The 12,527-nt window shown below is 33.7% G+C and carries 9 protein-coding genes and 2 pseudogenes; 5 read left to right on the top strand and 6 right to left on the bottom strand.

All coding sequences use genetic code 11. The features are described 5' to 3' along the window. Positions 1–179 precede the first annotated feature (179 nt). Positions 180–875, bottom strand: a complete 696-nt coding sequence (locus HXN26_RS02600; RefSeq protein ID WP_273158474.1) for a hypothetical protein — start codon at positions 873–875, stop codon at positions 180–182. 17 nt (positions 876–892) lie between these two features. Further along, positions 893–1,456, bottom strand: a complete 564-nt coding sequence (locus HXN26_RS02595; RefSeq protein WP_273158473.1) for a hypothetical protein — start codon at positions 1,454–1,456, stop codon at positions 893–895. A gap of 378 nt (positions 1,457–1,834) precedes the next feature. On the opposite strand from HXN26_RS02595, the gene HXN26_RS02590 reads away from it, so the two are divergent. From HXN26_RS02590 to HXN26_RS02580, 3 genes are all read left to right on the top strand, one after another. Next, a complete protein-coding gene (locus HXN26_RS02590; protein WP_273158472.1) occupies positions 1,835–3,136 on the top strand; it encodes a UDP-N-acetylmuramoyl-tripeptide--D-alanyl-D-alanine ligase in 1,302 nt (433 codons plus the stop codon). 204 nt (positions 3,137–3,340) lie between these two features. Beyond that, positions 3,341–5,119 carry a helix-turn-helix domain-containing protein gene (locus HXN26_RS02585; RefSeq protein ID WP_273158471.1) on the top strand — a complete coding sequence of 593 codons (1,779 nt, stop codon included), beginning with the start codon at positions 3,341–3,343 and terminating at the stop codon, positions 5,117–5,119. 184 nt (positions 5,120–5,303) lie between these two features. Beyond that, complete coding sequence (locus HXN26_RS02580; RefSeq protein WP_273158470.1) at positions 5,304–6,611, top strand: IS5 family transposase; 1,308 nt, start codon at positions 5,304–5,306, stop codon at positions 6,609–6,611. A gap of 112 nt (positions 6,612–6,723) precedes the next feature. Here the strand turns inward: HXN26_RS02580 and HXN26_RS02575 are convergent, their stop codons facing one another. Next, entirely contained in the window at positions 6,724–7,848 is a 1,125-nt protein-coding gene (locus tag HXN26_RS02575; protein WP_273158469.1) for a helix-turn-helix domain-containing protein, read from the bottom strand. A 395-nt stretch (positions 7,849–8,243) separates the two neighbouring features. Here HXN26_RS02575 and HXN26_RS02570 point away from each other — a divergent pair, with 395 nt between their 5' ends. Beyond that, on the top strand, positions 8,244–8,396 hold the full coding sequence (locus HXN26_RS02570; protein ID WP_273158468.1) for a hypothetical protein: 153 nt from the start codon (positions 8,244–8,246) through the stop codon (positions 8,394–8,396). A gap of 290 nt (positions 8,397–8,686) precedes the next feature. Here HXN26_RS02570 and HXN26_RS02565 read toward each other — a convergent pair. Further along, positions 8,687–8,998 (bottom strand): annotated as a pseudogene (locus tag HXN26_RS02565) (HU family DNA-binding protein); the annotation flags it as partial. Between HXN26_RS02565 and HXN26_RS02560 the strand changes: the two are divergent. Beyond that, positions 8,993–10,036 (top strand): annotated as a pseudogene (locus HXN26_RS02560) (UDP-N-acetylmuramoyl-tripeptide--D-alanyl-D-alanine ligase); the annotation flags it as partial. The pseudogenes HXN26_RS02565 and HXN26_RS02560 overlap by 6 nt on opposite strands. Positions 10,037–10,144: 108 nt before the next feature. On the opposite strand, the gene HXN26_RS02555 reads toward HXN26_RS02560, so the two are convergent. Beyond that, positions 10,145–11,446, bottom strand: a complete 1,302-nt coding sequence (locus tag HXN26_RS02555) for a histidine phosphatase family protein (RefSeq protein WP_273158467.1) — start codon at positions 11,444–11,446, stop codon at positions 10,145–10,147. Positions 11,447–11,763: 317 nt separating this feature from the next. Further along, positions 11,764–12,525 (bottom strand): hypothetical protein, encoded by a 762-nt coding sequence (locus HXN26_RS02550; protein WP_273158466.1) that lies wholly within the window; start codon positions 12,523–12,525, stop codon positions 11,764–11,766. Between the last annotated feature and the right edge of the window lie 2 nt (positions 12,526–12,527).

The raw sequence follows: 12,527 nt of genomic DNA, 5'->3' as shown, positions 1-12,527 counted from the left end.
TCTTACTGATGAGCTGTAAATAAATTGTTTTAAAAACAAATAATAGTTTTAAGTCCCGTAAAATCAAAAGATTTGCGGGATTTTTTCCATATCTAACTAAATTTATCGATAAAATCGTGCTTTTTTATTGTATATAGTAGTTAAGATTTATCTATTTTTGCTGAAACAGATTTTGTTATCTATTTAGTAAAACTTTGTTTTTTACCCATGATAATTTTCTTTATTTTGTCTTTTGAGGGGAAAAAGTATATTAAAAGTGCCCCGACCAAAGCGATTGGAATTGTAAAAAAGAGAAAAATAAATGATAATGCAGCTAATAAGAATAATATAGGTGAATAATTCACTTTTACAGCGTAAAAGATCATAATCAACGACATAGCTATTGTAAGTGTAATTAGGAAAAAGATATGTTTGCTTTTCACATAAGATAATAATGCAAAGTAATGATATACATCTTTTTCTTGTTTAGATAGAAAGCATGGAATTATTCGCTCTTTATCTTGAAGATATTTTTTTTCTACATAGCAACCTAAAGATTCAGGGTGTTCTTCTTTATTCCAGTAAATACTTTTAAAAAATAAGACTCCATCAAAATTATCAACTTCAAATTCCTTATATGGGAATTTATCCGATGTGAATCGCATATCGCCAGGAGTACGATACCCACCCTTTGTAAACCTAATTCCAACATCTTGAGTTGGGTATAGCTCATTATTATAACTAATAGGGACATCAACGAATACAACTTCTTTGTTTGTCTTATAGCATTCTATCAAAAGAAAACCTACATAAATAAAGAAGATAAGCAATTGTACTCCGATAATTATTTTCTGTTGTATTGGTTTTGTGTACCTTTTGACATCTTTTTTTTTCATGAATTCACCTAGTTTAATTATAAAAAGATTATTAAACACCAAGCTACTGCTGTTATCACTATCAAAATATATGATTTGATTTTCTTAGTGAAAAAACACATAAGCATCATGAGAAGTAAAGGCAAGAGTAATAAATAAAAGTATTTATCTTTCATATAAGATATTAAACCTAAGTAATAAAAGATATCTTTCTCTTGCTCAGAATAAAAGAATGGTACCTCTTTCTCCTTACTCTGCAAGAAGCTGGGTTCTAAATAACACCCCAAGGATGGCAATCTTTCCTTCTCAATTGCTCGAAAAAATCCTCTTGTAAAAACCAGAGATTTATAGTAATGTGCTCTAAATTCTTTATTGGGAAAGCTGTCTGATTTAAAGTATACGGTAGTTGAACCTGTACTACCTGTAACGCCAATACCATATGTTTGATCTGAAATTGAAGATTTGGTGTATTTTATGGGAATATCAAAAAATGCAACTTCCTTATCTAACTTGTAAAGATAAAAGAAAATCAAGCCAATATAAGAGAAAAATAAAAGTAGTTGTAGCCCGATAATGGGTACTTTATAATAGGTTCGTTTCATGCTTTTTAAATCTTTTATTCTATCTTTATAACAGCTTCTGTTGCATTAAATTAGTTTGTAGTCAAACACGATCTGTACGTACATACGATTTTCTTGTTTGATAGGACAAAGTTAATACATTATTTTTATATCTTGTTCTGTTTTGAAAATAAACTGCATTTCCCAAATATTTTTATGTTCTTCCACTTTCTTCGAACCATGTAAAGCCTTTCTATTTAGTTTTGATTATTGATAGATAGTAGGCTATAATACTTTTTTATTTGAGTCATAGCTGTTTTAAGAAGTTTTCTTTTTAGAATAAACTCGAATAAAAGCATGTTCTTTCCTTTGGAGTTTATACTATTTCCATTACCTTTGCATGTATAAAAAAACGAAGATATGGACAGCAAAGAATTGTATAAACTATACGAACAACACCCTGTTATAACGACAGATAGTAGAAATTGCCCTGAAGGAAGTATATTTATTGCACTAAAAGGTGCGTCGTTCGATGGTAATAAATTTGCAAAAGCAGCATTGGAAAAAGGATGTAGCTATGCCATTATCGATGATAAAGAGTATGCTGAGTTAGGAAATGATTGTATTATACTCGTTGAAGATGCCCTTGTAGCCTATAAGGAAATAGCAAGGGCACATCGCCGTACGTTCCAAATTCCAGTAATAGGAATTACAGGCACTAACGGTAAAACTACTTCAAAAGAACTAATTTCGGCCGTGTTGGCTGAAAAATTTAATGTTTTGCACACCGAAGGTAATTTCAACAATGATGTAGGTGTGCCTAAAACTTTACTTCGCCTGAGTTCAGAACATGAGATTGCTGTTATAGAGATGGGCGCATCGCATAAAGGCGATATTGAAAAATTGGTGGAATATGTAGAACCAACATGTGGCTTAATTACAAATGTAGGCTGTGCTCACCTACAGGGATTTGGAAGTTTTGAAGGTGTTAAGCAAACAAAAGGTGAATTATACGATTTCTTGAAAGCACATGATTGTCTACTTTTCTTAAACGAAAGTAACCCTCATCTGGTAGAAATGGCTGAACAACGTGATTTTGAACGACTAATTTCTTATGGTCAAGATGAAACAGCAAATGTGCAAGGAGAAATTGTTGATTGTGCTCCATTCCTACGTTTCCGTTGGCACGAATCAGGAGGTGAATGGAAAGAAGTTCTCACCCATCTTGTTGGTGCGTACAATTTAGATAATATGTTGGCTGCTATTGCAGTTGGTTTGCATTTTGGCGTTTCGACACAACAAATATGTGATGCATTAGAAAACTATATACCAAATAATAATCGCTCACAACTGACTGAAACAAAGAATAATAAACTTATAGTTGATGCTTATAATGCTAATCCTTCAAGCATGGCTGCAGCCATAGAAAACTTCCGATTGATGTCAGTAGACAATAAAATGGCAATTATTGGAGATATGCGCGAATTGGGCGAAGTAACCGCTGAAGAACACCAAAAAGTGGTGGATTTGCTTTCATCAGCAGGCATAACAAATGTTTGGCTTGTTGGAGAGGAATTTGGAAAGACTGTTACTACTTTTAAAAAGTTTAAGGATATTGAGGCTGTTAAAGCTGAAATAGAACGTTGTCAGCCCAAAGAACATTACATTTTAATTAAAGGTAGCAACGGAACAAAGCTATACGAACTACCCGAGCTGTTGTAAAAAGGAAAGAAATAATTTAGTAAATATCAATAAGGAAATAGTTAATGATTAGAATAAAATCATTATCTTTGTAGTCAGATAGTTATAAATGTAGTTGAAAAGCATCGCTGTTTTCTAAATGTTGAGTATGAGAAGACATGCAGAAATAGATTACCGATGTATTTATTTGCCTAAAAAAGCTGTAAAAACGAAATATTTCTGATTATGAAGCTACCTTTACACGATTTAATACCTACGCCTAATTTCTTAAAAGTTTTTTTCTGTGCACTTTGTTTCCTTATTGCTGGCTTTTCTGTTGCGTTTGCTGATTCAAATCTTGCAACCATTCAAGGTAAGATGCTGCAATTACCGAAAGAAAAGCAATTACCCTATTTGCGTTATATTTGCGACGAAGCTATTGGAATAGACGATAAAAATCAATACGAACTACTGAAACTATATATTGCAGAAGCAAAAAAACAAGCTTCAATACCTCATGAAGTCTATGGGTTAAAAGGTTTGATGACTTACTACTATAACTATGACAGACAGACAGAACTTCAGAAAGAGTTGCCAAATGCTATGAAAAAAATGATAAGTCATGGCTATATAGAGCACTATTATGAATTATGGTCGCTTTTGGTGGAGCATTATTTTTACTCAGAAAAAATTATTCGGTCACTTTCAGAAGCTAAAGAACTATTTGCCGATGCTAAGAAAAGAAAAAGCGAATATGGCCTTGCTGTTGCAAATAATCTTTTGGGAGAAATTTATGATGGCATGTACGATGGTATCATATCACTTAGACACTTTTCTATTGCTCTTGAATATGCCAAGAAACTACAGCAAAATAATCGTTTGCTTATATTAATTTATTCTAATTATTCCGACGCTCTTTATAATGAAGGGCAATATTCTCAAATGCTTCAAGTTGCTCAAGAATGGGAAGTAAAACTAAATGAACAAGCTGAAACATTAAAAAAAGAAGGCAGATCTTTATCACCCCTGACACCATGGTATGCTTATTGTTATCTTTCTATAGGAAACGCACAAGTACAATTGGGAAACTGTGATGCAGCCAAACCTTATCTTCAGAAAGTTGCTGCAACAATAAATTCTCAAACAATAAGAGTAAAGTCGGCTTATTATTATAGTATAGCACAGTTTTGGGTATGCAAAAAAGATTTTGAAAAAGCTTTGAAGTATAGTAATATTTGCCTGAAAATAAGTTCCTCTATTAACGATGCCATGGGTATGAATAATTTGTTAATCGACCACGCTAATATTTTAAATAAAGCAGGCCGATATAAGGAAGCCTCGCAACTATACAGTAGTTTGATGGAAAAACGCGATAGTTTAGAAGAAAAATACATGCGTAACCAAATCAATGAAATGAGCGTAAACTCCCAATTGGAAATCGAAAGAGCTAACAGAGATAAAGCTAATATGAACTTAGTTATCGCTTTGGGAGCGTTGGTAGTGTCAATATTATTAGGTGTGATTTATTATATTTACACACGAAAGCTCCGAGAAAGAGAAAAGATAATGTTTAAAACAGTACAACGTTTTAAACTTACAGAACGCTTAAACCTTGCTTCATTGGAAACTTTATCCGAAGAAAAGCTAACGATGGAAGAACGCTTGTTTATAGAAACTTGCCAAATGATGGACAGAGATAAGCCTTATTGTGACCCTGATTTTAATCGAGATACTATGGCTGCGCTATTAAATACAAACCGAACTTACTTAGGTAGTGCCATAAGGAAATATGCTGACGGACTTACCATATCTGAGTTTATTACTCGTTATCGTCTGCGTTATGCAGCTGCATTGTTGGTAGGACGACCTGATATGAATATTAACGATACAGGATTGATGGCTGGTTTTAATTCAAGAAGTACCTATAATCGTCTTTTCCGTAATTTCTTTGGAGTATCGCCTACTTCGTTCCGAGATATTAGAATACATTCAGACCACGAACAAAGAATAGAAGTAGAAGAGTAGTAGTTCCACTTTCTTAAAGAGTAAAAAGACTTTTTAAATGGGCAAGAATTGCCGATGAAAAAAATGTAATTAGTCCTCCCTTAAAAACCTAATATTCTCCTGATTCATAGTATATTATCCTGTAAATTATTTGCTTATATCTGCAAGTTTTTGTACCTTTACATTATAAATCTTGCAGATATTTATGCTTAAACGTACATCTAAACAGCTCTCTATGTTCTCTTCTTTAGAGGACATGCTTAGCCATGAACATCCCCTTTTCCAACTTAGTAATAAGATTAATTGGGAATGTTTTGAAAATGCTTTCTCTCCTTTGTATTGCAGCAATAATGGTCGCCCTGCTCATCCTATTCGCTTGATGTGTGGTCTTTTAATTTTAAAACATCTGCGCAATGTGTCAGATGAAATGGTGGTTTCTCAATGGAGTGAGAATGCTTACTACCAATATTTCTGTGGTGGACTTGAATTTATGCCCAAACAACCCTGTGACGCTTCCGAGTTAGTTCACTTCAGAAATCGTATAGGCGAGGAAGGTATGGAGTTAATATTAGCCGAGAGCATCCGCGTTAATACCGACCATGATAACGAAGATCATTTTGATACGGCTTTCATTGATTCTACCGTGCAGGAGAAGAATATAACCTATCCTACAGATGCGAAGTTGCATAAAAAGATAATCAAAAACGTTCTGAAGATAGTTCATGACAATTGTCTTCCTCTACGACAGAGTTATACGCGTACCTTGAAAGGCATTTACCGTTCCCAACGTTTTCGTAATCATCCCAAGAATCGTAAGAAAGCTCTTAAGGCAGATAGACAACTGAAGACCATAGCAGGTAGATTAGTAAGAGAGCTAGAGCGTAATCTTGGGGGAAGGAAAGGATATGAGAAGATGTTTGAGCTATATTACAGAGTTCTTTCTCAGAATAGGAAGTCAAAGAACAAAGTATATTCTCTGCACGAACCAGATGTAGTTTGCATCAGCAAGGGTAAGGAACATAAGCAATATGAGTTTGGCAATAAAGTATCTATTCTTCGCTCATGGTCAGGACTTATTCTTGGTGCATGTTCTTTTAGGAATGAATATGATGGGCATACTATCGAAAAGACGTTAGAACAAACCCAAAGGATGACGGGAAGGAAGGTTGATAAGTTAGCAGGAGATAGAGGGTATAGAGGTATAAAGCAGATTGGGCAGACAAAGATACTCATTCCAGACGTTCTTAAAGCTAAAGACAGCTACTACCAAAAGAGAAAGAAACACAAGTTATTTTGTAAACGAGCAGGTATAGAGCCAACGATAGGACATCTTAAAGCAGACCACCGATTATCTCGCAACTTTTATAAAGGTATGAAAGGAGATGCTATCAATGTATTATTAGCTGCGGCAGCATATAACTTCAAAAGAGCTATGAGAGTTCTTTTGGACCTTATAAAAAGAATCAGCATAGAGCCTGTCAATACAAGCTTTATGCTGAAATATAGTTTTTAAGGGACGACTAATTACATTTCAATAAAAACTTAATTACAATTTTTATTTTTATAATTACAGTTTTTTGTTTTGTAATTATATTTTTCAAAATTACAAATAACTTTCGTTTTCTCTATATCCTTTGTTGTGTATTAAGCCAACGAAAAGGGGTAACTCCTTCCAATCGCAAGAATATTTGAATAAAGTAACTGCTTGATGAAAAACCTACTTTATAGGCTACTTCTTCAATTGTAAGCGTTGTGTCTGATTGCATTATCTGTTTGGCTTTACGGATGCGTAAACTGCTAATCCAGTTACTGAAATTAGAATTATAAGTTTCGTTGATATATCTTGATAGATAGCTGCGGTTGGTTTTTATTTCGCGAGCTACCGAATCAATAGTTAAGTCCGAATTGCAGTATTTTTCATTCGAAAGCCATATACGCATTAAACCCTTTTGTGACTCAGATAAAATATCAGCTTTGGTATCGTTTGATTTGTGAGTTTGAGGGTTTCTTAATAATATCTGCTGGTTGAAACTCAGATTAAGTGAATGTTCTACTTCTTCAAATACAAAAGAATAGTTAATGAACGATTTGGCAATATAGACATTCATGATAGTTGCTGCCAAAAAATAAACCACTCTAAATGTATATGGAGCGAAGAGTACTACAAAGCTAACAATTCCAAAAATTGCGATATACGTAATACTTCGACGTATCCAAAGCACAAAGTAATACATTTGGTCGGTATAATAATTAGAAAGTTGAACACGTGCAACCTTATACATTCTAATAAAACGAAGTACACAAATGGTAGTGAAGCAGGCCAACATAAAACTGCTGAATAATACCAATACGATTTGAATTGTGTGGTTCTTAATCGTAAGCGATGTTATGCAGGCAAAACATACTATGCACCATGACGATAAATCCTGCAATATTCGTTTAAAAGATCCAAAAGAATGGTCAAGCAAATGAAAAAAAGCTAAACAAAGAAATATAAGTTCGATATAGAAGAAAGGTGTATCAATGGCAGCAAGAACTTCTGGTGAAATTGAATTCTTAGGAAGCATCCATCCAATGAATATTTGTAAAAAGAGAAAAAAGTAAGCAAATACCATGAAGACACGCGAATGTTTATAAGGTGCAAAAGACTTACGCTTAGGAATCTTCATAAATATAAATATGAACGTAAATGCGAGATAGATGCCCCATGAGGCATTTAAGATACTTTGCACTAAATTTTCAGTTGTCATATAGGCTCTTTTTATGAGTTGTTTGCCAAATATACGAATTTTATTAAAAAAACATAACTCAATATTGTAAATAATATGTATTAAATAAGCAAGCATTTGTTAATCAGAGATTTATAATTCATTTTAAACAGGCTCAAAGTCTGATTTTAGGTGTATTTTTGCATTTTCAGCAAAGTATTAAAATAGCAATTTTACGATTTTATTATGCTTTAAGTAACCCTTTTATGATATTAAAACCTAATAGAAAAGCTATTCTCTAATTTTGTAATTTATTATTATAAGTCTAAATAAGGTAAATGTAAAAAACAAGCTATTATCTATTACGAAAGCCAGGATCTTTCTATTAGAAACATTTTGCGCATTTAAGACTATACTTGTAAAGCAGACGCTAGATAATGAATGATATGTCGGTTAATAATGATGATAGTGATAGTGAAAATAAGAACATAGAGAATTTGCTGTCACGTTCAGACTTAGCTGTACAAGCTGGTAATGATAGCATAACCTTTATTGCAGCAGTGGATAACAAGGATAAGTTTGCATCATAACTGACATTTTAGTAAATAGCGTAAGCATTAACTAGGAAATAAAGAAAATGTGAGATTATTAATTTATAAGAAACGAAATGCTCATGGGCTATTGACTTACTCGCCACTTAACTTAATAATGTTTAGTTATTGACTTATTTAATTGCTGATGTTTGAATAAGAGGGTAGTCGGAAAAGCGTTTCGATTTACCCTCTTATTATTTTGTTCTCATTTCTCGTATAGACGTAAAAAGGAGATGCACCATTTTTGATGCATCTCCTAATCATTTTTAATAAGTTAATCTAAAGTTTTATGGGTGTGGTTGTGAGCCTCCTCCATTTTCAGGTTTTTTCTTACCTTTACCTTTTGATTCTGCAGTAATTTTAAAGAATTCTACATCATGTAGCGTCCTAAAATCTGCACTTGGTTTAAATAAAACCTGCGTCTTAATGATGTGAGTGGAAGGCTTAAAGTCTTCTTCTTTTTCTACAGCTTTCGCAGTAAAAGTAGGGCGGAATTTGCCGAGCGGTCCCGCATCTACAATGTTTCCTTGCGAACAAAGTAAGTTTAATACAGATCGAAATTTGTAGAAAACAGCTGCAACATCTGCCTGACTCGCCGTACATTCCAAATTCCTGTGATTGGTATTACTGGAACAAACGGAAAAACTACATCGAAAGAGCTAATTTCGGCTGTTTTGGCAGAGAAATATAATGTATTGCACACAGAAGGCAATTTTAACAACGATGTAGGTATACCTAAAACCTTGTTATGTTTACGTCCCGAACACGAAATTGCTGTAATAGAAATGGGAGCATTTCATAAAGGAGATATTAAAAAGTTGGTAGAATATGTAGAACCTACCTGTGGATTAATAACAAATGTAGGGCGTGCTCACCTGCAAGGTTTTGGAAGTTTTGAAGGTGTGAAACAAACAAAGGGCGAACTTTACGATTATTTGAAAGCACACAATTGTTTACTTTTCCTAAACGAAAGTAATACCGACCTTACCGAAATGGCTGAACAACGCAATTTTGAACGAATTGTTTCGTATGGTCAAGACGAAACTGCAAATATACAAGGCGAAATTGTAGATTGTGCTCCCTTTCTTCGCTTCCGTTGGCATGAGGCTGGAGGCGAATGGAAAGAAGTTCTTACCCATCTTGTAGGTGCATATAATTTAGATAATATGTTGGCTGCCATTGCTATAGGTTTGCATTTTGGCGTTTCAACACAACAAATTTGCCACGCATTAGAAAATTATGTGCCGAGCAATAATCGTTCTCAGCTAACCGAAACACAAAACAACAAACTTATTGTTGATGCCTACAATGCTAACCCTTCAAGTATGGCTGCTGCCATAGAAAACTTCCGATTAATGGCTGTAAAAAATAAAATGGCAATACTTGGAGATATGCGAGAATTAGGAGATGTTACTGCCGAAGAACATCAAAAAATAGTAGATTTGCTGCTTGCAGCAGGCATTACAAATGTGTGGCTTGTGGGCGATGAATTTGGAAAAACCAAAACTACATTCCAAAAATTTAAAGATGTAGAAGAGGTGAAAGCCGAATTAGCTCACAATATGCCTAAAAACCATTATATACTAATAAAAGGTAGTAATGGCACAAAGCTATACGAACTACCAAAATTGCTATAAACAATAGCAAAATAAAAATATAAAGCGTATAAAAAGTTTGCTAACAGTAAATTAAGAAGCAACTTTCTATACGCTTTCCTGTTTATTTATTCCTCTTTCTACCCATTTTTATTGCGGTTCTTTGTAATTATTAAGCAGTTTAAGGTAGAATGTTTTAAAGTCGTTCCACTTATAATAATAAGGAGTAGAAGTTTTAGGCAATGGCATTGTAACTTCTTCCTCGTTAAGCAATGCTTTTATAAGAATATCGGCTTTGGGGTTCTTAGGATTCTTATAAAAAACAAACTGAATATTTGCTGCCATTGGAAATATATGTGCACTGTTCCAACCTTTTGTTTCCAAACTGTCAAGATTAAACACTTGTACATTATAGTTGTTAAGGTTTAATAAACAGGTTAAAGGCATTATCATTGTATCGTGTCCAAAGCGAAGAGTTGCCCCTGGATGTGGGAGCGATAAACATGAATCGGCTTCGGTTATTATTTTTCGTAGCAAATTTCGCTGCGAAAAAGGTTGGTTTCCTCCATTTTGTGGAGCTCCTGCATAATGTAAATACCACCAAACATTAGACCGTTGCCAGAGAGAATATAATTCGTCGGGCGTAAAAATATCGTATAACGATAACGAATGGCGTATTTCAGAATTCTGAACAATACCTGCCAGACTAAACAAATCGCGCACAAATTGTCCAACGTTTATGTTTTTATCTACAAAACTACTATCTGTAAAAAGTCGCGATATTAATGGACGGAAGTTTAAATGTTGCTTATCCCAATCGTTTTGTGCATTTTTCACTTCTTCGGTTTCTTTTTGTAACATTAGTTTTTTATCCGAAAGATTCATATAATACATATCGTGTGCACTGGCATCGCAACGCACTTTTAAACGTGTGTTTTGCCTTATAAGTTCCTGAAGTTCGTTTTCCATCGATAAAATACAACGAATAACAACCGTCGATTTTGCATCTACCCATACAGAATCTTTAAAAACAGAAGGAAAACGCTTGTACATTCTTCTTGCTATTTGCTTGTGTTGTTCTGCTCCTAATGGTGTAAGTTCGCCCCATCTGTTATATGCTTCGGCATACATACGGCGTATTTTTGCTATAGTTTCTTTTCCTTTACTGGTAAGAACACCCATAGAATCGGCTTTTTCGAGTATTTGTAATGGACGTAAATATTGATAATCGTGAATAAGATAACGCGAACCGTGCCTTCCATAATGCGAAATATACACCGGAATATAGCCCGTTGGCGGTGGAGTTAGCTTTCCAGATGGCGTAGGATAAGCAAGATAATTGTTTGCCGAAAGTTCTGGTTTAGCATAAATTTCTTTTTTAAACGATTGTGCTGTTGTGTGTAACGGCAACAAAATAACCATTATACATAGCAAAATTAAATGTTTCCTCATATCCTTATAGTGTTTATATTGAGTTTATCTAAATAATCAGAGTTTTATTTTTGTATGTTGAATCACTACAGCACACATTGCCTCTTTGTGCAAAGATAGCTATTTTTTTAGCGAATACAAAGAGACGGGGTTAGGAGAATGTGTATTAGAACAAAAAGTTTTGTTTTATTAAACTCAAATGGTTATAAAACCATAATATCCCTATTTAGGTTTATACAAAAAGCAACTAAGAATATTCAAAACTATAGTAGACAATTAAAAAGCACAATTTGCTGTTTCGTAATGCAAAACAGCAAATTGTGCCCTTTATTTCGCCTTTAAGGTATAACTAAATGTCTTTTCTCTTTCTCGTTTTGTTGTTGCTCTATTTGCTTCAACTTATTATAGATATTTTGTTTTACATAAGCAGATTTTGGTAGTAAGCATGCATTGCAAATATTCCATAGTGTATTTCCATTCGTAAGCTTTATATTAAGCATATACACTGCAACTTTTTTATCTATTACATCAAAGTAAAAACGGTAAGGCAGCCATTTAAAGTCTTGTGGTGTTAATTGATTAACTTTTTTCTCTACCCAACGATTTTTGCTTTCTTGTATGTCCTTTGCATAGTGATTAGCAATAACAACCGAATCGTTTCTGTATCTTATAAGAATATTGTCGTCGGCATCTAACAATTTATAATTAACATACAAGTAAGCATGTATATCTTCTATTCCCACAGGTTTAATATATCCATCGAAATCAAGATTGGCATCGCCCTTTTCATGATAAATATTAGCATATTTCTTAAAGTCGGAAATGTTGTAAAGTGTTGTATATACTGACGTAGATCGCGTAAATTCCACTCTAAACGTACAACTATCCCGCTTTTTATCATCATAATTTGGCAATTTGTCTTCCCCCTGAATAGGAAAATCTATCATAATTTGATGAGGAATTGTATAAATACTATACCAATATTTGTTGGAACCTCGGTAGCTGATATGGTCATAATATCCACCACCTTCATCATAAACTTTATCCCAACAAGATGTCATTAGGAATAGCATCATTACAGCTAAAAATATTTTCTTCATAA

Origin of the sequence: Prevotella aurantiaca, from assembly GCF_015262605.1 — a bacterium.
In the GTDB taxonomy this organism is placed as follows: Bacteria; Bacteroidota; Bacteroidia; order Bacteroidales; family Bacteroidaceae; genus Prevotella; species Prevotella aurantiaca.
The sequence above is the reverse complement of the archived record's forward strand: the minus strand, read 5'-3'. Positions and strand labels throughout refer to the sequence as shown.

Coding starts and splice junctions, on each gene's coding strand:
- HXN26_RS02590 (WP_273158472.1), top strand. CDS start 1,835: ATGGACAGCAAAGAATTGTATAAACTATACGAACAACACCCTGTTATA.
- HXN26_RS02580 (WP_273158470.1), top strand. CDS start 5,304: ATGCTTAAACGTACATCTAAACAGCTCTCTATGTTCTCTTCTTTAGAG.
- HXN26_RS02555 (WP_273158467.1), bottom strand. CDS start 11,446: ATGAGGAAACATTTAATTTTGCTATGTATAATGGTTATTTTGTTGCCG.
- HXN26_RS02550 (WP_273158466.1), bottom strand. CDS start 12,525: ATGAAGAAAATATTTTTAGCTGTAATGATGCTATTCCTAATGACATCT.
- HXN26_RS02575 (WP_273158469.1), bottom strand. CDS start 7,848: ATGACAACTGAAAATTTAGTGCAAAGTATCTTAAATGCCTCATGGGGC.
- HXN26_RS02595 (WP_273158473.1), bottom strand. CDS start 1,456: ATGAAACGAACCTATTATAAAGTACCCATTATCGGGCTACAACTACTT.
- HXN26_RS02585 (WP_273158471.1), top strand. CDS start 3,341: ATGAAGCTACCTTTACACGATTTAATACCTACGCCTAATTTCTTAAAA.
- HXN26_RS02570 (WP_273158468.1), top strand. CDS start 8,244: ATGAATGATATGTCGGTTAATAATGATGATAGTGATAGTGAAAATAAG.
- HXN26_RS02600 (WP_273158474.1), bottom strand. CDS start 875: ATGAAAAAAAAAGATGTCAAAAGGTACACAAAACCAATACAACAGAAA.